At 60.4% G+C, this 21,568-nt stretch carries 18 protein-coding genes; 6 read left to right on the forward strand and 12 right to left on the reverse strand.

Going from position 1 to position 21,568, the window contains the following annotated elements; genetic code table 11:
* Nucleotide 1: 1 nt before the first annotated feature.
* From atpA to HEP89_RS05665, 3 genes are all read right to left on the reverse strand, one after another.
* Nucleotides 2-1,531, reverse strand: coding sequence for a F0F1 ATP synthase subunit alpha (gene atpA, locus HEP89_RS05655; protein ID WP_022998996.1), 1,530 nt, complete (start codon nt 1,529-1,531; stop codon nt 2-4).
* Entirely contained in the window at nt 1,531-2,091 is a 561-nt protein-coding gene (locus tag HEP89_RS05660; protein WP_022998997.1) for a F0F1 ATP synthase subunit delta, read from the reverse strand. The genes atpA and HEP89_RS05660 overlap by 1 nt, the downstream gene beginning before the upstream one ends.
* A 478-nt stretch (nt 2,092-2,569) precedes the next feature.
* On the reverse strand, nt 2,570-4,765 hold the full coding sequence (locus HEP89_RS05665) for a primosomal protein N' (RefSeq protein ID WP_168691513.1): 2,196 nt from the start codon (nt 4,763-4,765) through the stop codon (nt 2,570-2,572).
* A gap of 277 nt (nt 4,766-5,042) precedes the next feature.
* Here HEP89_RS05665 and fsa point away from each other — a divergent pair, with 277 nt between their 5' ends.
* Nucleotides 5,043-5,696 (forward strand): fructose-6-phosphate aldolase, encoded by a 654-nt coding sequence (fsa, locus tag HEP89_RS05670; protein WP_022999000.1) that lies wholly within the window; start codon nt 5,043-5,045, stop codon nt 5,694-5,696.
* Nucleotides 5,697-5,957: 261 nt separating this feature from the next.
* A complete protein-coding gene (locus tag HEP89_RS05675) occupies nt 5,958-6,917 on the forward strand; it encodes a tyrosine recombinase XerC (RefSeq protein WP_152511806.1) in 960 nt (319 codons plus the stop codon).
* Here the strand turns inward: HEP89_RS05675 and HEP89_RS05680 are convergent.
* On the reverse strand, nt 6,914-7,423 hold the full coding sequence (locus tag HEP89_RS05680) for a GNAT family N-acetyltransferase (protein ID WP_168691514.1): 510 nt from the start codon (nt 7,421-7,423) through the stop codon (nt 6,914-6,916). The genes HEP89_RS05675 and HEP89_RS05680 overlap by 4 nt on opposite strands.
* A 124-nt stretch (nt 7,424-7,547) precedes the next feature.
* On the opposite strand from HEP89_RS05680, the gene HEP89_RS05685 reads away from it, so the two are divergent.
* The 3 genes from HEP89_RS05685 (at nt 7,548) to HEP89_RS05695 (ending at nt 9,432) form a co-directional block, all read left to right on the forward strand.
* Entirely contained in the window at nt 7,548-7,952 is a 405-nt protein-coding gene (locus tag HEP89_RS05685; protein ID WP_168691515.1) for a serine/threonine protein kinase, read from the forward strand.
* Between the two features lie 119 nt (nt 7,953-8,071).
* Nucleotides 8,072-8,305, forward strand: coding sequence for a hypothetical protein (locus HEP89_RS05690; RefSeq protein WP_168691516.1), 234 nt, complete (start codon nt 8,072-8,074; stop codon nt 8,303-8,305).
* Between the two features lie 173 nt (nt 8,306-8,478).
* Nucleotides 8,479-9,432: a metallophosphoesterase gene (locus tag HEP89_RS05695; RefSeq protein WP_168691517.1), complete on the forward strand. Its 954-nt coding sequence runs from the start codon at nt 8,479-8,481 to the stop codon at nt 9,430-9,432.
* A 22-nt stretch (nt 9,433-9,454) separates the two neighbouring features.
* Here HEP89_RS05695 and HEP89_RS05700 read toward each other — a convergent pair whose 3' ends face one another.
* Complete coding sequence (locus HEP89_RS05700; RefSeq protein WP_168691518.1) at nt 9,455-10,093, reverse strand: cation transporter; 639 nt, start codon at nt 10,091-10,093, stop codon at nt 9,455-9,457.
* Nucleotides 10,094-10,177: 84 nt separating this feature from the next.
* Between HEP89_RS05700 and HEP89_RS05705 the strand changes: the two genes are divergently transcribed.
* Nucleotides 10,178-10,597 carry a helix-turn-helix domain-containing protein gene (locus HEP89_RS05705; protein ID WP_168691519.1) on the forward strand — a complete coding sequence of 140 codons (420 nt, stop codon included), beginning with the start codon at nt 10,178-10,180 and terminating at the stop codon, nt 10,595-10,597.
* A gap of 98 nt (nt 10,598-10,695) precedes the next feature.
* Here the strand turns inward: HEP89_RS05705 and HEP89_RS05710 are convergent, their stop codons facing one another.
* From HEP89_RS05710 to HEP89_RS05740, 7 genes are all read right to left on the reverse strand, one after another.
* Complete coding sequence (locus tag HEP89_RS05710) at nt 10,696-12,045, reverse strand: hypothetical protein (protein WP_168691520.1); 1,350 nt, start codon at nt 12,043-12,045, stop codon at nt 10,696-10,698.
* Between the two features lie 408 nt (nt 12,046-12,453).
* Nucleotides 12,454-13,857: a dihydrolipoyl dehydrogenase gene (gene lpdA / locus HEP89_RS05715; protein ID WP_168691521.1), complete on the reverse strand. Its 1,404-nt coding sequence runs from the start codon at nt 13,855-13,857 to the stop codon at nt 12,454-12,456.
* A 42-nt stretch (nt 13,858-13,899) separates the two neighbouring features.
* Nucleotides 13,900-14,658 carry an SDR family oxidoreductase gene (locus HEP89_RS05720; protein WP_022999010.1) on the reverse strand — a complete coding sequence of 253 codons (759 nt, stop codon included), beginning with the start codon at nt 14,656-14,658 and terminating at the stop codon, nt 13,900-13,902.
* Nucleotides 14,659-14,680: 22 nt separating this feature from the next.
* Nucleotides 14,681-16,099 carry a caspase family protein gene (locus HEP89_RS05725; protein ID WP_168691522.1) on the reverse strand — a complete coding sequence of 473 codons (1,419 nt, stop codon included), beginning with the start codon at nt 16,097-16,099 and terminating at the stop codon, nt 14,681-14,683.
* A gap of 47 nt (nt 16,100-16,146) precedes the next feature.
* Nucleotides 16,147-16,761, reverse strand: a complete 615-nt coding sequence (locus HEP89_RS05730; protein ID WP_022999012.1) for a LysE family translocator — start codon at nt 16,759-16,761, stop codon at nt 16,147-16,149.
* Nucleotides 16,762-16,897: 136 nt separating this feature from the next.
* The gene (odhB, locus tag HEP89_RS05735) at nt 16,898-18,418 is read right to left on the reverse strand and encodes a 2-oxoglutarate dehydrogenase complex dihydrolipoyllysine-residue succinyltransferase (RefSeq protein WP_062490813.1); all 1,521 of its coding nucleotides are present in this window, start codon (nt 18,416-18,418) and stop codon (nt 16,898-16,900) included.
* Nucleotides 18,419-18,482: 64 nt separating this feature from the next.
* On the reverse strand, nt 18,483-21,470 hold the full coding sequence (locus HEP89_RS05740; RefSeq protein ID WP_022999014.1) for a 2-oxoglutarate dehydrogenase E1 component: 2,988 nt from the start codon (nt 21,468-21,470) through the stop codon (nt 18,483-18,485).
* Nucleotides 21,471-21,568 lie beyond the last annotated feature (98 nt).

A 21,568-nucleotide genomic window follows, 5' to 3' on the forward strand; every position in this document is an offset into this window, starting at 1 on the left:
CTTAAGCGAAGTTCTTGGCGAACGCGTCGATGGCAGCTTTCAGCTTGCCAGTCAGCTCGTCGTCGAGTGCCTTCTTCTCCCAGATGGCGTCGAGCAGCGCTTTGTGCTCGCCACGAAGGAACAGAAGCAGGCCTTCTTCGAAGTCCTTCACGCGGTTGACCGGGATTGCATCCAGGTAGCCGTTCACGCCGGCATAGATGACTGCAACCTGTTCTTCGGTCTTCAGCGGCGAGAACTGCGGCTGCTTCAGAAGTTCGGTCAGACGTGCACCACGGTTCAGGAGGCGCTGGGTCGTGGCGTCGAGGTCGGAGCCGAACTGTGCAAAGGCCGCCATTTCGCGGTACTGAGCCAGTTCACCCTTAATCGGGCCGGCAACCTGTTTCATCGCCTTGATCTGAGCGGAGGAACCCACGCGGGACACCGACAGACCAACGTTCACGGCCGGGCGGATACCCTGGTAGAACAGATCCGTTTCCAGGAAGATCTGACCGTCGGTGATCGAGATCACGTTGGTCGGAATAAACGCGGACACGTCGTTGCCTTGGGTTTCAATAACCGGCAGTGCGGTCAGAGAGCCCTTGCCATGGTCTTCGTTCAGCTTCGCAGCACGTTCCAGCAGACGGGAGTGCAGGTAGAAAACGTCACCCGGGAAAGCTTCACGTCCCGGCGGACGACGGAGCAGCAGGGACATCTGACGGTAGGCCACAGCCTGCTTGGTCAGATCGTCGTAGCCGATCACGGCGTGCATGGAGTTGTCACGGAAGAACTCGCCCATCGCGCAGCCGGCAAACGGTGCCAGGAACTGCAGCGGAGCAGCGTCGGAAGCGGTAGCGGCGACGACGATGGAGTATTCCAGCGCGCCGGCGTCTTCCAGGGTCTTCACGAACTGAGCGACGGTGGAGCGCTTCTGGCCGACAGCAACGTAGATGCAGTACAGCTTGGCGTCTTCGTCGTCAGAAGCATGCAGCGGCTTCTGGTTCAGGAAGGTGTCGAGAATGATCGCGGTCTTGCCGGTCTGACGGTCACCAATGACCAGCTCGCGCTGACCACGGCCAACCGGGATCAGGGCGTCGATGGCTTTCAGGCCGGTAGACATCGGCTCATGCACGGACTTGCGCGGCAGAATGCCTGGCGCCTTGACGTCCACGCGGCGCTTTTCGGTTGCCTCGATCGGGCCTTTGCCGTCGATCGGGTTGCCGAGCGGATCAACAACGCGGCCCAGGAGGCCCTTGCCGACCGGCACTTCCACGATGGCGCCGGTCCGCTTGACGGTGTCGCCTTCTTTAATGTCACGGTCGGAGCCGAAGATAACGACACCAACGTTGTCGGTTTCCAGGTTCAGGGCCATGCCCTTGATACCACCCGGGAATTCGACCATTTCACCAGCCTGAACTTTGTCCAGACCATAAACACGGGCGATACCGTCACCGACGGAGAGCACCTGACCGACTTCAGAAACTTCGGCTTCCTGGCCAAAGCTCTTGATCTGGTCCTTGAGGATTGCGGAGATTTCCGCGGCCCGAATATCCATCAGCCGACCTCTTTCATCGCGAACTTGAGTGAATTGAGCTTGGTACGCAGCGATGTGTCGATCATGCGGGAGCCGACCTTGACCACGAGGCCACCGATCAGGGCAGGATCAACCTTTGCCACGATGTTTACAGATTTGCCCGTGGAAGCCGAGAGAGCTTCTTTCAGGGCAGCGACATGATCGTCGGAAAGGGCAGCTGCGGAGGTTACCTCAGCCGTTTCCTCACCACGCTTTTGCGCAAGCAGGGTGCGGAATGCCTTGATCATGCCGGGAAGAACGAAGAGGCGCCGGTTACGGGCTGCCAGCTTCACGAAATTAGCAGCCAGGCCTTTGATGCCTGCCTTGTCGAGAAGTGCGGTAAGCGCTGCAAGCTGCTCCTCCACACTGAATACCGGGCTTTTCACGAGACGGACGAGATCTTCGCTTTCGGCAAGCATGCCTTCGAAAGCTGTCAGATCCCGCTCCACGTCAGCCGTTACACCTTCGCCTTCGGCGAGGTCGAGAAGGGCGGACGCATAACGCTGTGCCACGCCGGATACGAGAGATACGTTGTCAGTCACCAGGTCCGTGCTCTCTGACGTTTTTCATGCCCACGAAACGGCCAGCGCTCGCAAAGCATTGAAAAAATGAATGATTTCAAGGTCAGAAGGTATGACGGTTAAACCGCTGCCCCCAAAGCCGCGCCTCAATTAGCACAGGGTTTCTCAGTGTGCAACTTCGCCTAAAGACTGTTATTGCCGATTCCTCGGTGTTTTTTGTCAAAGGTCGATAAAAAACGTTTCAGATCAACGTCTCCGCACCGTCATAAACCTTTAGACGGTTTTCTGCAGAGCAGGCGAAAAGGCCTTTGCGCAGGGCTGAAAGGGGCAAGCCAGGAGGGCGTTTTTGCCGCAGTCGCGCGGACAGCGGGATTATTGCCGTCAGCAGCGTTGCCACAATTGCAAACAATGACCATGCAGTTCCACCCGATTCTCCCACGCCGAACTCGTATGACTCGTATGAACGGCAGGCGCTTTTCCCTATGGATGCAAAAACCACCTAGAGAAAATGCTGCGGGTCAATGTCCACTTGCAGGCGCAGCCCTTTCGTGGGCTTCGGGCCGATGCTCAGCCAATGCCGCAGATACGCTTGCAGATCGTACTGGCGGGGGGCCATTGCCAGCAGGCGGAAACGATAGCGTCCGCGCACCATGGCAAGGGCGGCTTCCGCCGGCCCAAGGAGCGTGACGGCCTGATCCGGCGGTGCGGCACGGGCAAGGGCCCTTGAGAAGCCTTCCGCAAATCCTCTGTCTGGTCCGGAGACGATGACGGCGGCAAGACGCCCGAACGGCGGCAGACCTGCTGCCCGCCTTGCCTCGATCTCGGCCTGGTAGAACGCCTTCTTGTCGCTTGAAAGCAGCGCCTTGATGACGGGGTGATCGGCATTGTAGGTCTGCAGGAAACCCTTGCCGCCGCCGGTCACGCGGCCCGCACGGCCTGTCACCTGGGCGAGCAGCTGGAAGGTTTTTTCCGCAGCTCTCGGATCGCCATGGGCAAGGCCAAGGTCCGCATCCACCACGCCAACCAGTTTCATCAGCGGGAAGTTATGTCCCTTGGCGACCAGCTGCGTGCCGATGACGATGTCGGCTCCGCCTTCCTCGACAATCTTCATTTCGCGCTTCAGCCGATCCGGCCCGCCGGCAATATCCGACGAAAGCACGAGCACACGGGCCTGCGGAAAGAGCTCGGTCACTTCCTCGGCGATTCTTTCCACGCCGGGACCGCAGGCAACCAGACTGTCTACCGACTGGCAGGACGGACAGGCCTTGGGGACCGGCTCCTGATGGCCGCAGTGGTGGCAAACGAGTTTTTTCTGAAAACGATGCTCCACCAGCCAGGCGCTGCAATGAGCGCATTGGAACCTGTGGCCGCAGGTACGGCAAAGGGTCAGCGGTGCATAACCGCGCCGATTGAGAAACAGTAGCGACTGCCCCCCTTCGGCGAAGGTGCCGGCGATGCCGTGGACCAGGCCAGGTGCCAGCCAGCGTCCCCGTTCCGGCCCGTCCTGGCGCATATCGATGGCCATGAGGTCCGGCAGGGCAGCACCGGATGCCCGTTCGGGCAGCTCGAACAGCTTGTAGCGGCCGACCTCTGCGTTGACGATGCTTTCCACGGATGGGGTGGCCGACGCCAGAACAACTGGGAAGCCGGAGAGATGGCCGCGGACAACAGCCATGTCGCGTGCGCTATAGGGCACCCGGTCATCCTGCTTGAAGGCCGCATCGTGTTCTTCGTCCACAATGATCAGGCCCAGTTCCTTGAACGGCAGAAACAGCGAGGAGCGGGCCCCTATCACCACCCGCACATCACCGGAGGCCACCCCGCGCCAGACCCGCGACCGGTTCTTGACCGTGATCTGCGAATGCCATTCGGCCGGATAGACCCCGAAGCGTTGTTCGAAGCGCCGCAGGAACTGTTCGGTGAGTGCGATTTCAGGCAGCAGCACCAGCGCCTGCTTTCCCCGGCGCAAGGCTTCGGCAATCGCCTCGAAATAGACTTCCGTCTTGCCCGAGCCGGTGACACCGTCGATCAGGGCAACGGCCCCACCCTTGCCGAAACAGGCCGTCAGGCCGTCTGCCGCGGCCTGCTGCGCCGGGGTCAGCGGTTTTTGCGCATAATCCAGTTGCGGTTTCGGCGGCGGAGGAGCCGACGGCATAAGGACGGTTTCCAGGACATCTTGCTGAAGCAGGCCGTCGATGACGGAAGCGGACACGCCGGCAGCGTGGGCAAGGCCGCTTTTCGTCCAGGCAAAGCCGTCTTCCATGGTCGCCAGAACGCGCCCGCGTGCAGGCGTCAGACGATCCGGCTCGGCACCTTCGATACGGCGGACACCGGGAACGGGTGCCTCCGGCTCCAGCGCTTCTTCGGACCGCAACACCATGCGCAGCACCATCCCCGGTGCGCCAAGTGTCCAGTTCGCTACCCAGTCGACGAACCGGCGCAGATCATCATCAAGCGGCGGCGTCTTGTCGTAGACATGGGAAATGGTCTTCAGTTTCTTTGGATTGATGGCCGCGTCCGGCTCGATATCCCAGACAGCGCCAATCACCTCGCGCGGGCCGAGCGGTACCTTGACGATGGTGCCCGGAACCACGGACTGGCCGGGCGGCACCTTGTAGGTATAGGCCCCCGCAACCGCGACCGGCACCAGCACGCTGGCAATGGTTTCCTGGAAGTCTGGATCGTCGAACAGCACTGGGTGTCAGGTCCTCATCGCTCCGGGAACGGCGGCGAAACCATGCGCCAGGCACGGCCCGAACCCTGGCGTGACATTGCCCGTCCGGTCGCCGGGATCAAGCCTCGCCATTCTTGAGGTACGTACCGCAAAAATTTCGTCCACCAGAGAATCAGGGGTTCTTCTTGTCATCATCCTAGGGTAAAGAGAGCCCAGCTGACCACGCAATCGTTTTGTCCCGCTAGCCGGGACCAGGTTTCCGGCGACGCTCCGGTAGCCCTACAGGGAGTAAAGACAGATGAAATTCTTCGTCGATACGGCCGACACGGCTGAAATCAAGGAACTGGAAGCAACCGGCCTCCTTGACGGTGTCACCACCAACCCCTCGCTGATCGCAAAGTCCGGTAGGGACTTCAAGGAAGTCATCGCAGAAATCTGCGCCATCACCGAGGGCGATGTTTCCGCCGAAGTGGCCGCAACCGATTTCGACACGATCATGAAGGAAGCGCACGTCCTTGGCGCGATCGCAAACAACGTGGTCATCAAGCTGCCGCTGACGTTCGATGGCCTGAAGGCGTGCAAGCAGCTGACCGAAGAAGGCACCAAGACCAACGTCACCCTGTGCTTCTCGGCCAACCAGGCCCTGCTCGCAGCCAAGGCCGGTGCAACCTACATTTCGCCATTCATCGGCCGTCTGGATGATATTCATGCCGACGGGCTTGAGCTGATCCGCGAAATCCGCGTGATCTACGACAACTACGGCTTCGACACGGAAATTCTGGCTGCGTCGATCCGCACGCCGAACCACGTGAAGGATTGCGCCATCATCGGCGCCGACGTCGCGACGGTACCGCCGGCAACGCTGAAGGCACTGGTCAAGCATCCGCTGACCGACAAGGGCCTTGAAGCTTTCCTGGCCGATTGGGCCAAGACCGGCCAGAGCATTCTCTGATCACCGACCTTTAAGACGAACGAACGGCCCGGATTTCCGGGCCGTTTTTGTTTGCCGTTTCCAGTGCCTGCCAAGGTAACAGGACGCTCCAATTCCTTTTGCCTCGTGTTGCGGGACAAGTCGATCAGGCTCGGAGATCTCGACGGTCCTGTTCACCTCCTGGTGAGAGTGGGACCACCTGTCGGCCGGTTTGACGAAAAATAGCCGCCATGTGGCGCGATGTTAACGGAACCGTTGGGGATCCGGCATCACATTGGCACCATGTGTGCCGCATCCTTCAAATCCGAATCGCTGCTCGTCACCGCCCGGCCGGAACTCAACCGCCGCATCGACCAGTGGCTTGACCACCTGTCCGATGAGCGACGCCTTTCCGACAAGACCCTGCTTGCCTACGAACGCGACCTGCGCCAGTTCCTGCGGTTCCTGACCAACCATCTGGGCGGGGCACCCGACCTCAAGGAAATTGCGGCGCTCCGCCCGGCCGACTTTCGAGGCTTCCTGGCAAGCCGCCGCCGTGACGGCGCCCAGAGCCGATCGCTCGCCCGCGGCCTTGCCGGGATCCGGTCCTTCCTCAGGTACCTGGAGCGGCGGGGCGAAGTGAACGCTGCGGCGTCTTCCGCCGTGCGGCCACCACGGCAGGCCCGGTCCCTGCCGAAACCCGTCTCCTCCAAGGACGCCATCGACGTGACCAGCGGTGACCTGGCGATGGAACGCGAGCCGTGGCTGGAAGCCCGCAACGCCGCTGTCCTGACCCTGCTCTACGGCTGCGGCCTGCGGATTTCGGAAGCGTTGTCGCTGACCGGTGCCATGGCCCCCAAAACCGGGACGAAGACACTTCGTGTCGTCGGCAAAGGCGGCAAGGAACGGATTGTCCCGATCCTGCCGGCGGTCTGCCAGGCGGTGGAGCACTATCTGAAACTTTGCCCTTATGCGATTTCGCCCGATGGCCCCCTGTTTCTCGGTGCCCGCGGCGGTCCGCTGAACCCGCGCATGATCCAGCTGGCCATGGCACGCCTGCGCGGTGCATTGGGCCTGCCGGACAGCGCGACCCCGCATGCCCTGCGCCATTCCTTTGCCACACATCTGCTGGCTGGCGGCGGTGATCTCAGAACTATCCAGGAACTGCTTGGCCACGCCAGCCTTGCCTCAACACAGATCTATACGGAAATCGACAGCGCTCATCTCCTGTCCGCCTACGACAAGGCTCATCCGCGCCGTTAGGATCCCTCAGGTTTCGGAAATCCGTAGACTGTCCGTTCCTTGCCGTCAGGAAACATCTCGCGCGCAATCGGCTCGCCGCCAAGTTTGCGCACCAGTCCCCTTGCTGCCTCGTTGTCATCCTTCATATGCGTTTCAACCAGTGGCCAGCCATACACTTCGTAAGCATGGCGGATTGCCGCCTGCGAGACTTCCACGGCTGCACCGGTGCCGCGTGCCTGGGGCATCAGCCACCAGGTCAGCTCCCGTCTTGGCCAGCCTTCGGGCCAAACGAAGCCGCAACCACCGATGATATCTGCCCCCGTTTTCGGTTCGATAACCCACATGCCATAGCCGCGCAGTTGCCAGTGGCCGAGGTGGCTTGCCAACACGCGCCAGGCAGAGTCCGCGCGCAACGGTCCACCATAGAAGTGCGAGGCCTCGCCGTTCTCGTAGAACGCCTTGTAGACTGGGAAGTCCGGTTCTTCCGGCAAGCGTAGACGAAACCGCCGCGTTTCGAGTGATTGCATGATAAGTCTCTGTTGTTTGCGGGGAATTTCGATCGATTCCCATGTTAGTTCCAACTCCGTTGTAGCCGCTTCCGCCACAAACGGTTAGGTTGCTGAAACAGCCTGTTTCGCCGGGAGATAACGAATGCGTCTGATACTACTCGCAGCCGGTCTTCTTCTACTGTCGGCAGCGCCCTCGCTGGCGCAGCGCGTCTACTGTCCACTTCCCGAAGACGGCGTCTGGGTCAATGAGAATGCCAAACCGAAGGAGATCTCGCGCGTCGAGGTGGAAAGTCGCTGCGAGAATGAAGCGGTGCATGTACGCGTACGCGCGTTCACCTCCTGCATCCCGCGTGACTGCAAGTGGGGCTGGACCAAAGGGGAAATGCGCTCGGATGGTGCCATCCAGGTGCTGTTGATCGGGTTCTTGAGCAGCAAGCAACTGACATTGCGGACCTTTGGCGAGCTTCTGGATGTTCACGTGATCAACGTCGTCAACGATCTGTCCGAACCGCGAACCGAGACCACCTACAATCTCCAGCGCGAGTAGCCGGCCAGGGGCAGTGCGACGACAATCGCCTTTCGCTTTTTCCTTGTCAGACCTCCGTTTTCCCTTACCCTACGTAAGACTGCGCAAGTGTAGCGCAGGCCAACGGACGGAGATGTAACATGCGCCTATTGAGCACCGGCATTGCGGCCCTTGCCGTAACCGCGATTGCAATTGCACCGGCCGCTGCATGCAGCTGGAACAAGACAGCCCAGTCCAAACAGATGACAGTGGCGGAAACGCCCGTCCTCCCGGACACCGACTCGGATGTGGCCATCGCCACCAACGATCTCAGCGATGCAATCGTAAGCGAGACCGTTATTCAGCCGACCACCGGCGAAGCCGTGTCGGAGTAACCCTCACCGCTAAACAAGCTCCAGACCAAGACCCGCTGCTCCGCAGCGGGCTTTTTTTCAGCTGAGTACCGTCTGCACGAAATCTGCTGAAACCTGCCTTTATCGGGCCGTATCGACGCCTCAATAGCCCGGTTCACTCGAGACTGTCCTGAAGAACCGGTTGATACAGTCTCATGATTTCCAGACGCCGTTTCCTGCAAACCTGTGGCATCGCAATGCTGGGTGCCGTTTCCGCTCCTGCCTACGCGATTGGCGTTGAGCCTTTTCGGCTCAGCCTGAAGCATTATCACCTGACGCCTCCACGATGGCCCAGTGGGCTGAACCTGAAAGCTGCGCTGATAGCCGACCCGCATGTCTGCGATCCCTGGATGGGGCTGGAGCGGGTTCGCTCCATCGTCCGGCAGACCAACGCGCTGAAGCCCGACATCATCCTGATGCTGGGCGACTATGTGGCCAGCCACAAATGGCAATACGACCCGATCCCGCCACAGGCCTGGGCTGATCTCTTCGGTGATCTGTCGGCCCCGCTCGGAACCCACGCCATTCTCGGCAATCACGACTGGTGGGACGACGCGGACGCACAGCTGACCGGCGGTGGACCGACCAGATATGGTCAGGCGTTGCTGAACGCCGGCATTCCCCTTTACCAGAACCGGGCTCAACGGTTCGAGAAAGGCGGCCAGGCTTTCTGGCTTGCCGGCATCGACGACCAGTTGGCGCTGAGGCCGCACCGCAAGATCAAACGGCACCGCTGGAAAGGTTTGGATGACCTGACCGGCACGCTTGCCCAGGTCACGGACGATGCGCCCGTGCTGCTGATGGCACATGAGCCCGACATCATCCGTGAAGTGCCGGGCCGCGTCAGCCTGACGCTCAGCGGTCACACCCATGGCGGGCAGGTCAACTGTTTCGGTTACAAACCGGCCTTTCCCAAACGCAGCGTGAAAAGCTACGCCTATGGCCACATCGTTGAAACGGAAGGGACGAAGCTGGCAAGGCACCTGGGCCTTGAAACGGACCCCCGCCACCTCATCGTTTCCGGAGGTCTTGGCTGCTCGATCCTGCCCGTCCGATTCGGTGTTCCTCCGGAAATAACGGTGGTGCATCTGGGAAGCACCACCGTTTGAGGAACGTTCCGGAAAGGGCGAATTATTCAGCCGCCACTTCGTGCTCCGTCTTGTGCCGGTATTCCTTTATGGCCTGGCTCAGGATCTGGACCGAGGAACTGACGAAGAGAGCTGCCATGAGACCGGCGACAATCAGGTCCGGCCAGGCGCTCTCAGTTCCCCAGACACCGGCGGCCGCCAGCATCACGGCAACGTTGCCTATGGCATCATTGCGCGAACACAGCCAGACGGAGCGCACATTGGCGTCACCATCCTTGTATCGGACCAGCAGCAGGACACTGGCAAGGTTCACGGCCAGCGCCAGAAAGCCGATGGAGCCCATCACTGCGGCCTGCGGTACACCAAGCACGAACACCTGATAGAGCGTGGTGGCAGCCACCCAGACGCCCATCAGAAACAGGCTTGTGCCCTTTGCAAGCGCAGCCAGGGCCCGGGTCTTCAGCGATGCGCCAATGACAGCCAATGATATGCCGTAGGTGACCGCGTCACCGAAGAAATCGAGGGCGTCGGCCTGCAGCGCCTTTGAGCCGGCTGCCTGGCCGGCAATCATCTCGACGATGAACATGCCACCGTTCAACGCGATCACCAGCCAGAGCCGGCGGCGATAGTCCTTCGACATTCCGTCAAATGTTCCGTGGGAATGTCCGCAACAGGCACCCATGATGCACTCCTTGTCCGAGTCGCTTGATTTTCGGTTCCTGTCCCTTGTAATTGCTATAGCGACTAGAGCTTCAAGAGGCTTTTTATGGATTTTTCAATTGGCGACCTTTCAAGACGAACCGGCGTGAAGGTTCCGACGATTCGCTATTACGAAAAGGAAGGCCTGCTGGAAGCGCCGATCCGCACCGAGGGCAACCAGAGGCGCTACCGGTCCAGCGACCTGGAGAGGCTTGGTTTCATCAAGCATTGCCGCGACCTCGGCCTGCCAATGCCGGCCATCCGTGATTTGATAGACCTCAGCCAGCATCCGGACAAACCGTGTGAAACCGCCAACCGGATTGCCGAAGATCAGTTGAAGGCAGTGCGCCAGCGGATTGCCCACCTGCGCAAACTGGAGGCGGAGTTGAAGCGCATCGCAACAAGCTGCGAAGGCGACCACACGGTGACCGAATGCAACGTTCTGAAGGCTTTCGGCGACCATGGCCTCTGCCTGAAGGAGCACTGACAAGCCTTTTTGCCCGACTTCAGGCAAGCCTTGTCCAGTCCCGTGCTCCCCTACGGCACGCACGTTCGTGCCGATGGCAACCGCCAGGGAGTGTGCTGCTAGCTTTCGTCTATCGGTCTTGGTCCGGCGCCTGAGCCGAGTTCCGTTGCCATCACCGTTCCCCCCACCCTTTCCAGACGCATCATTGTCCAGCGTTTGGCAGGCAGATTGCAGGAATGACGGCCCAGAATGCAGGAGAACTGGAGGACGTGGGGATAGTCGTTCTTCGGCCAAACCCTTTCAGCAACGTCATGCCTGCCCTTCAGGTAGCCGAGCAGGGTATATTCGCTGACATACCAGACGTCGCCTTCCTTCAGGTCTCCCATACTGGTCGGCCGCCCCTTGGGAAATGTGCCTCCCCAGGTCCAGGACAGGGCACCGGACGTTTTCTGATCCAGAAAATGGTGGGCCATCGTTTCGTCGATAAAGACCCGCTTTCCATCCGCCAGATCCTGCCGGTAGGCCTCGACCACAGCTTGCCTGTTCGGCAAAGGTTCCGACAGCACATAGAAAACGATGAAGTTGGAGGAAAGCGCCAGCACCAATGCGGCGCAAAGGCCAAGCTTCACCCTGTGCCAGCGGTCTTTCAACAGCACGTCGACCGCCAGCAGAAACAACATTGCGGCCGCAAGATTCCGGATCAGCGGCCGGTCATGCACGAAGGCGCCGAAGAATTGTCCAGCGGCAAGGCAAAAGCCGATCATCCCGGCAGTGCGGGACTTGCGGAAAACAACCCAAGATACGCCTGCAAACATGGCAGCCCGGAAGATCGCTTCCACATTGAACTTGCCGGAGCCATGTGACCGGCTGGAGTGATAGGCGATCTGCCGGAAGAACTCGGCGAACTCGAAGTTCACCGAGACCGCAAACAGGGCAACGGCAATCGCGAGGGCGACAAGGCCTTCACTCAGCACACGAACGAGGCTTGCCTGCCGTGTCCTGAGCCTCCAGATCTGAAGAACGGCAATGACGCCAACACTCCAGGCAAGCATGGACAGTGCAGTCAGCGGAGCAATTCCCAAAAGCGCGGTACCCGCAACGGCGGAAACAGTTTCCGGACCGGTCTGCCGCGTGTCACCCGTACCTGCCCTGACTGCAACCGGCAGGACCAGCAGCAGCCCGAGCATCCAGATGAATGAACCCGTCAGTTCCAGCCGGAAGCCGGAAACGACATACATGGGCGCAAAGATCAACGGTGTGAAAAGCGCAGCGGTGCGAAGGTTCAATCTGAGGCAGAACACCACGAAGACCAGGCTGGTTGCCACGTAACAGAGGAATTCGAACAGGACGATTGTCGCGGTGCTGATCCCGGCGGCTTTCAAAAACCATCCGGACAGAATGAAATGAAGCCTTGGCTGGAGATGATAGGATTCCAGCCCCGGGAACTGGACCGCAAGAAGGGGATTCAAGTGACGGCCCGTTTGCGCAAATTCGGATGCCCACGGAATAAAGAAGAGGTCATCCACGTAGGGAATGGTTCGCTCCGGCCAGAAAAACACCAGGCCGCAAACCAACGGCAATACGCCCCCTGCAACGACTGGCAGCCAGCCGCGGGTGAGATTCAGATTTTGATTGTTGCCCCGTTGCCTTTCAAGCAAAGCATCTCCTGCCTTTTGTTGAAATGCACCACCCCTGACAGGACAACACTCTAGCGCATTAGTTGCAGATGCGCGGCATTTTTTACGTTTACTTGCAGAACTTCAAACTTGAATGGCGTCTGCCGGTCCGCAGGACGGCCGATCCAACAAAAATGTTACGGGGCACCCGGTGACCGGATGCCCCGAACCGATATCGAAAAGACATCGTTCAAGCGTTGATTACGCGTGGATGGACTTCGCAAATGCGCCGAGAGCCGCCTCCTTGACCGCTTCCGACATGGTCGGGTGGGCGTGGCAGGTGCGCGCAAGGTCTTCGGAAGATCCACCGAATTCCATCATGACAGCAGCTTCGTGGATCATCTCACCGGCACCGAAGCCGACGATGTGAACACCAAGCACGCGGTCGGTCTTTGCGTCCGCCAGAACTTTGGCAAAACCGTCGGTCTTGTTCATGGCGCGCGCGCGGCCGTTTGCGGAGAAGACGAATTTGCCGGTCTTGTACTCGACGCCGGCCGCCTTCAGTTCTTCCTCGGTCTTGCCGACGGAAGCGACCTCCGGCTGGGTGTAGACAACACCCGGGATGACATCATAGTTCACGTGACCAGCCTGGCCTGCCAGCATTTCGGCAACGGCAACGCCTTCGTCCTCGGCCTTGTGGGCCAGCATCGGACCGACGACCACATCGCCGATGGCGTAGATGCCGTCGACATTGGTCTTGTAGTGGGTGTCGATCTTGACGCGGCCGCGCTCGTCCAGGGCAACACCTGCCCCATCAAGGCCCAGGCCTTCCGTGTATGGACGGCGACCGATGGCAACCAGAACGATGTCGGCCTCGAGAACCTGCGCATCGCCGCCCTTTGCCGGTTCTACAGTCACGGCAAGGCCCTTGCCTTTCTTCTCGACACCCGTGACCTTGGAGGACAGCTTGAATTCCATGCCCTGCTTTTTCAGCATGCGCTGGAAGTTCTTGGAAACGTCACCGTCCATCGGGCCGAGGATCTTGTCCATGAACTCCACCACGGTCACTTCCGACCCGAGACGGTTCCAGACGGAGCCGAGCTCAAGGCCGATGACACCACCACCGACGACGAGCAGCTTGCCGGGCACCTTGTCCAGTTCCAGAGCGCCGGTGGAAGAGACCACCTGCTTCTCATCGATCTCGACACCCGGCAGCGGCATGACGTCGGAACCGGTGGCAATCACGATGTTCTTCGTTTCCAGTACGCTTGCCTTGCCGTCGGCATCGGTAACTTCGACCTTGCCTTTGGCCAGGATCTTGCCGGTACCGGTGTGAACGTCGATCTTGTTCTTCTTCATCAGGAAGGCAACGCCGTTCACATTGGCGTCGACCACACCGGTCTTGTGTTCCATCATCGCCGGCAGATCGAGCTTGGGCTTTGCGACCTTGATGCCGAGTTTTTCGAAACCGTGGCCGGCTTCCTCGAACATTTCCGAGGCATGCAGCAGCGCCTTGGACGGGATGCAGCCGATGTTGAGGCAGGTGCCGCCAAGCGTTGCGCGTTTTTCGACGACAGCCGTTTTCAGGCCGAGCTGCGCAGCCTTGATCGCGCAGACGTAGCCGCCAGGACCGGTTCCGATGACGACGAGATCATATTGGGACATTTTGGTCGCCTTTGCCTCTTTCATTTCTGGTTTGAATGGGGGTTAGGGAAGGATTGCCCGGCCGCCGGAGACATCGAGGATGGCACCGGTCGTATAGCTGGACTGGTCGGAGAGAAGCCACAGAATCGCTTCGGCCACCTCGTCGGCGGTTCCGGCACGTTTCATCGGCAGTTTGGACCTGAGCTGGGCCACCCGGTCAGGATGGCCGCCCGAGGCGTGGATATCGGTGTCGATAATGCCGGGACGAATACCGTTGACGCGAACACCTTCGTCGGCAACTTCCAGCGCCAATCCGACAGTCATGGTATCGATAGCCCCCTTGGAGGCTGCATAGTCGACATATTGGGAAGGTGACCCCAGCTTGGAGGCTGCAGACCCGAGATTGACGATCACACCGCCGGTGCCGCCATGCTTGGTCGACATGCGCCTGACCGCTTCGCGGGCACACAGGAAGGCGCCGATCACGTTGATGGAGAACATTCGTGTCAGACGTTCCAGGGTCATTTCATCGACGCGCTGGGAATAGTCGACAACACCGGCATTGTTGACCAGGCCCTTGAGGGTGCCGAGCTTGTCGGCTTCGGCGAAAAGATGCAGCACGTCGGCTTCGTTCTGGACGTCACCCTGAACTGCCACGGCCTCGCCGCCGGCCGCCTTGATTTCCTCGACGAGAGCATCAGCGGCAGCCTGGTTGTGCGTGTAGTTGACGATCACCTTGTGACCGAGCGCCGCAACCTTGCGGCTGACGGCAGCGCCGATCCCCCGGCTCCCGCCCGTTACCAATACAACCGTGTCAGTCATGAATTCCCACCGGCTCCCGTTCCTATTGCCCTTGAATGCGCGTCAGTTCTTCAGCGCCGCGGCCCGCAGCCCAGAGGCCTTTCAAATGCCCGTCCGCCATGACCGCGTAAACCACCGGCGTCTTGTCGCCCCAGTCCACTGTCAGTACGTTGCCGTCCAGTTCACCCACGCCGTGATAGCTGTCGGTGCCGACTGTCCAGATCAGCGTGAATGTCCGGCCCTGCTGCGTCAACACGACCGTACCGTCATATGTCGTGCCGTCCGGGTTTCGGCCGGCAACCGAATAATTGCCAGTCAGCCCTTCCGCCTCGACCGGTGCAGTGCGCGAATAGAGCGTCAGCTTTTCGCTGGCCGAGCCGTCCGCCCATTCACCGTCCAGCGTTTCCGCGCCAGTGAAGGAATAGACGACAGGGTGCTTGTCTCCCCAGTTGACCACCAGCATGCGGCCGGCGAACTCGCCGACGCCGGTGAAGACGTCGGTTCCGATCCACCAGGTAAGCCGCACATTCCGGTCTTCCGGCGTGATTGCCAGCATGCCGTCGTAGGTCGTTCCGTTCGGGTTGGTTCCCTCGACCCGGTAGACACCCGAGATCTGGCGGGCCGGACCGGTGCGCGCGGTGCTCTCCTTGAGCGCGGTTCCGATTGCCGCAAGAGCGGCCATCTTGGGCACCGATCCTGCCGGATTATCAGTGCTGCCGTCAACGAAGGTAAAATCTCCGAAGAAGGACGAGGAAATCCAGGGCGTTTGCTGGCCGTTCGTTTCCTGGAAGACACCCTTCAGCGTGCGCTTGAAGGTTTCTTCCAGATTGAGCGCCGGGGTCGCGATGGCGCTGGCCAGATGCTTGGTGAAAGGGCTGTTGCTGCCCTGCCCGTCCAGAGCCACGGAGCCAGGTGACGTCGAATACGAGACGAACAGGCGCGCATTGCTGTCGATCCGCGACAGGCCGGACGATGCCCCACCGAGGGGATTGTTGCGGCAAGCGTCCAGTACGACGATGTTGAGCCCGTCATGGGACGACGTCATTACTTCCACGGCCTCGCTGACCGCGACCGACTGCTGCTGCAGGACTTCGTCCGCCGGCGCATCCCCAGCCACAGGCAGCAGGTAGTTTTCGCCCTTAATCTGGATACCGTGGCCGGCGTAATAGAACAGGCCGACGCCACCCTCCTTTTTCAGCCGATCACCGAAGGCCCGGATCGCCTGTTCCATGGCATCACGGTTGGCGTCAGTCTGAAGGATGACCTCGAAGCCGGCCTTGTCGAGGGCGCGGGCGATGGCCAGAGCGTCATTGACCGGATTGGCGAGCGGGCCATAGCCATATTGCGCGTTTCCGATCACAAGCGCAGTGCGTTGTTCGCTTGCGTGCGAAGCGACTATCAGTCCGAGGACGGTCCAGACGACAAGAACAACCGAAAGGGCATAACGCTTTATGGCGTTCATATTCCTGTTTCTCCTGACCGTCTCACACCGTGTCGGCGATGATCCGATTATTGCTCCGCCAGAGCCAGCCGCAAGCCGAACCCGGCAAAGGTTGCAGCCACGGTCCGGCGCATCCAGACCATCACGCGATCACTCTTCAACACTTTCTCGCCGACCAGTGAAGCAAACGCGCCATAGATGACAAAGACAACGAAGGTCATTGCCATGAAGACGCCGCCCATCAGCAGCATGTCGAGCGTTGGATTGACGGCATCATGGCTGACGAATTGCGGCAGGAAGGCGAGGAAGAATACCGTCAGCTTGGGATTGAGGATGTTGATCAGGAAGCCGGTGCGCGCCGTTGCAAGGAAGCTCTTGCGCGAACCCCTGTCAGCTTTCAGTTCCATCGGTCCGCTGTCTTTCAGCGTCTGCCAGGCGAGGTAGAGAAGATAGGCGACACCGGCGTATTTCACGCCCTGGAATACCAGGGCACTGGTGTGCATCAGCGCCGCCAGGCCCACAACGGACGCCAGAATTGCGGGAATGATACCGAGGGTGCAGCCGAAGGCCGCGGCAACGGATGCCTGACGGCCTCTGCCAAGTCCGACGGCAACCGTATAAACAACACCGGTGCCCGGAACAAGCACCACGACAAGAGCAGTAATCAGAAATTCCAGGCTCACAATGCGGCTCCTCCTGGGCCAGACCGACGGGCATTCAACCGCGAGAGCTGGAACGCCGCTGGCCAGGCAACCTTAAAATGTCCGGGCACCCTGCCGGGGCGTTCCCGGCAAGGCACAAGCTAGGCACTGAACCGGATCAGAGATCCAGAACCAGACGCTGCGGATCTTCCAGGCTTTCCTTGACGCGAACCAGGAAGGTCACGGCTTCCTTGCCGTCGACAATCCGGTGGTCATAGGAGAGCGCCAGATACATCATCGGGCGGATAACCACCTGGCCGTTCACAGCCATCGGACGTTCCTGGATCTTGTGCATGCCCAGGATACCGGACTGCGGCGCGTTCAGGATCGGCGAAGACATCAGCGAACCATACACCCCGCCATTGGAGATGGTGAAGGTGCCGCCGGACATATCAGCCATGCCCAGCTTGCCGTCGCGTGCCTTGCGGCCGAGGTTGCCGATTTCCTGCTCGATCTCGGCGATGGACATCTGGTCCGCGTCGCGCACAACCGGAACCACAAGGCCCTTGTCCGTGCCAACGGCGACGCCGATGTGGCAGAAGTTCTTGTAGATGATGTCGGTGCCGTCGATCTCGGCATTGACTGCCGGGATCTCTTTCAGCGCATGGGTCACCGCCTTGGTGAAGAAGCCCATGAAGCCGAGCTTGACGCCGTGTTTCTTCTCAAACAGGTCCTTGTACTGCTTGCGCAGTTCCATGACCGGGCCCATGTCCACTTCGTTGTAGGTGGTAAGCATGGCCGCGGAGTTCTGTGCGTCCTTCAGGCGGCGCGCAATGGTCTGGCGCAGCTTGGTCATGCGAACGCGTTCTTCGCGAATTTCGTCCTGGGCGGCAACCGGGCCACGGGCAACGGGAGCAGCCGACGGGGCTGACGACGAAGAGGTTGCACCGGAGGCGATCGCGTTGATGACGTCTTCCTTCAGTACCTGACCACGCTTGCCGGACCCGGCAACCTGGTCGGCGGAAAGGTTGTTTTCAGCCATCATCTTCTGAGCAGACGGAGCCGGCGGCATGGAAGACCCACCGCTTGCGGCCGGAGCGGACGCAGCCGGTGCAGCGGCTGCCGGAGCAGCAGCAGCACCTTCGCCTGACGGATCGATCTGGCAGAGCAGAACGCCGGGTTCCACGGTCGTACCGGTTTCGACTGCGATCTTGACGATGGTGCCGGCAACCGGGGCCGGAACTTCCTGGGCCGCCTTGTCGGTTTCCAGTTCCACCAGCGTGTCGTCGGCCTTGACGACATCACCGACCTTCACGCTCCATTCGCCGACTTCCGCCTCGGTGACGGATTCGCCTGCGCTCGGCGTGACGACATCAACCAGCTGGGCCTTTTCGGATTTGGTTTCGGCCTTGGCGTCAGCCTTTGCCGGAGCCGCTTCAGCCTTCGCGGCCGGAGCACCGGCGCCTTCTGCGATCTGACCGAGCAGGGCGCCAACTTCAACGGTGTCGCCTTCCTTGACCACGATGCTTTCCAGCGTGCCCGCGGCCGGTGCCGGAACTTCGACGGTTACCTTGTCGGTTTCCAGTTCCACAAGGGGCTCGTCCTGGCTGACGGCGTCGCCCGGTTTCTTGAACCACTGCGCAATAGTCGCTTCGGAAACGGATTCACCCAGCGTGGGGACGCGAATTTCGGTTGCCATGGTCGCCTTCTCTTAAAATTACCTGGCCAAATTTTTGAAAGAGGGCCCGAAGGCCCTCTTGTGACTAACTTCCCAGAGCCTCTTCGAGGAACGCCTGCAACTGCGCCAGATGCGAGGACATCAGGCCGGTTGCGGTCGATGCCATCGCATTGCGGCCAGCATAGCGCGGGCGCTTGTGCTTGGCGTCGATCTGCTCCAGGACCCATTCGATGTAGGACTCGACGAAGAACCAGCTGCCCATGTTCTTGGGCTCTTCCTGACACCAGACCATTTCGGCCTGCGGGAAGCGCGCCAGTTCCAGCATCAGCGCCTTTTTCGGGAACGGATAGAGCTGTTCGACGCGGAGCAGGTAGACGTCGTTGACGCCGCGCTTTTCGCGCTCTTCGAACAGATCATAGTAGACCTTGCCCGAGCACATCACGACGCGCCGGATCTTGTCGTCTGAAACCAGCTTGCCTTCCGAATTCAGGTTGGGCCCCCAGTCGTCCCACAACAGACGGTGGAAGGAGGACTCCGGACCGAGTTCCTGCAGCGTGGATACCGCCTTCTTGTGACGCAGCAAGGATTTCGGCGTCATGAGGATAAGCGGCTTGCGGATATCACGGCGCAGCTGACGACGCAGAATGTGGAAGTAGTTCGACGGCGTCGAACAATTCGCAACCTGCATGTTGTCTTCGGCGCAGAGCTGGAGGTAACGCTCCAGACGGGCGGAAGAGTGCTCAGGTCCCTGACCTTCGTAGCCATGCGGCAGCAGGCAGACGAGGCCGGACATGCGCAGCCACTTGCGCTCACCCGAAGAGATGAACTGGTCGAACACCACCTGGGCACCGTTGGCGAAATCGCCGAACTGGGCTTCCCAAAGTGTCAGAGCACGCGGCTCTGCCAGCGAGTAGCCATATTCGAAGCCGAGCACGGCTTCTTCCGAGAGCATCGAGTTGATGACCTCGTAGCGCTGCTGATCGGGAGAGACGTTGTTGAGCGGAATGTACCGGCTCTCGTCTTCCTGATCGTACAGAACCGAATGGCGCTGCGAGAACGTGCCGCGTTCGCAATCCTGACCGGACAGGCGCACCGGGTGGCCTTCCTTCAGCAGCGAACCGAAGGCAAGCGCTTCAGCGGTTGCCCAGTCGATGCCTTCGCCGGTCTCGATCATGCGCTCGCGCTGGTTCATGAAGCGCGCGATCGTGCGGTGGATGTTGAAACCGTCCGGCACGTGGGTCAGAGCCCGGCCGATCGACTTCAGTTCATCCATCGGCAGACCGGTTTCACCGCGACGCGGATCGTCCTCGTCGTCGGCCCGTTTCATGCCTGCCCACTTGCCGTCCAGCCAGTCGGCCTTGTTCGGCTTGAAGGCCTGGCCGGCATCGAACTCGTCGTCCAGATGCTTGCGCCAGTCGGCTTTCATGTGCTCGACTTCGTCCTGCGTCAGAACACCTTCCTTGATGAGGCGTTCCGAGTAGAGCTGCAGCGTCGTCGCATGCTTGCGGATCTTGCGGTACATGATCGGCTGCGTGAACGCCGGCTCGTCGCCCTCGTTGTGGCCGAAGCGGCGATAGCAGATCATGTCGATGACCACCGGACGATGGAACGTCTGGCGATATTCAATCGCGATCTTGGCCGCAAAGACGACGGCTTCCGGATCATCCGCGTTGACGTGGAAGATCGGCGCCTCGATCACCTTCGCCATATCCGACGGATAGGGCGAAGACCGCGAGAAGCGCGGGTTGGTGGTGAAGCCGATCTGGTTGTTGATGATCACATGGACCGAACCGCCGGTGCGGTGGCCACGCAGCGCGGACAGGCCAAAGCATTCCGCAACAACACCCTGGCCGGCGAATGCGGCGTCGCCGTGCAGCAGCAGCGGCAGAACCGTGCCGCGGTCGATTTCGGTCGTGTCGACGAAGTTGCCGTTCTCGTCGGCAGCCAGCTGATCCTGCTTGGCGCGCGCCTTGCCCAGAACCACCGGGTTGACAATTTCCAGGTGCGAGGGGTTTGCCGTCAGCGACAGGTGCACGTCGTTGCCGTCGAACGTCCGGTCGGAAGACGCGCCGAGGTGATACTTCACATCGCCGGAGCCTTCCACATCGTCCGGCGCGTAGGAGCCGCCCTTGAACTCGTGGAAGATTGCCCGGTGCGGCTTGGCCATCACCTGGGAAAGCACGTTCAGGCGGCCACGGTGGGCCATGCCGAACACGATTTCCTTAAGGCCCATCGAGCCGCCGCGTTTGATGATCTGTTCCAGCGCCGGGATCAGCGCTTCACCACCATCCAGGCCGAAGCGCTTGGTGCCGGTGTATTTTACGTCCAGAAACTTTTCGAAACCTTCGGCTTCGACCAGCTTGTTCAGGATCGCCTTCTTGCCTTCCGTGGTGAAGGCAACCTGCTTGTCCGGACCTTCAATGCGCTCCTGGATCCAAGCCTTGGCCGCCGGATCGGAGATATGCATGAACTCGACACCCAGCGTCGAGCAATAGGTCCGCTTCAGGATGTCCATCATCTCGCGGATGGTGGCGTATTCCAGACCCAGAACGTGGTCGATGAAGATCTTGTGGTCCCAGTCGGCTTCGGTAAAGCCGTAGGAGGAGGGATGCAGTTCCTCGTGGTCGCCCTTGCCGGCCAGGCCGAGGGGGTCGAGATCTGCATGAAGATGGCCGCGCATGCGATAGGCGCGGATCATCATCAGGGCGCGAACGGAATCGCGGGTCGCCTGATGAACTTCCTGATCCGAAACCGGCTCGCCCTTGGCTTCAGCCTTCTTCTTCAGTTTGTCGCCGAGCTTCTGCTCAATCGGGCCCCAGTTGCCGTCGAATGCATTGACGAGGTCGCCATTGGCCTCGATCGGCCAGTCCTTGCGTTTCCAGGTCGCCCCGCGAGCCTCTTTCAGCACGGCTTCCTTCTCGTCCTGGAAGGCCGCAAAGAAGTCCTGCCACTCGGCGTCGACCGAGCTCGGATCTGTCTTGTACTGTGCGTAGAGGTCTTCGATATAGGCTGCGTTGGCGCCGTAAAGCAACGACGTCAGTGCGAATACGTTGTTCGCTTCCTGCCGTGCCATGTCCTTTAGCGGAGGTATCCTCCGCCCTTTTGTTTAGGCGGGCCCGAAAAATTGACCCGCGGCCGGTTTCCCTACAATGGCCGATGGTTTCCACCGAC

Source organism: Labrenzia sp. 5N, from assembly GCF_012395805.1.
Lineage (GTDB): Bacteria > Pseudomonadota > Alphaproteobacteria > Rhizobiales > Stappiaceae > Roseibium > Roseibium algicola.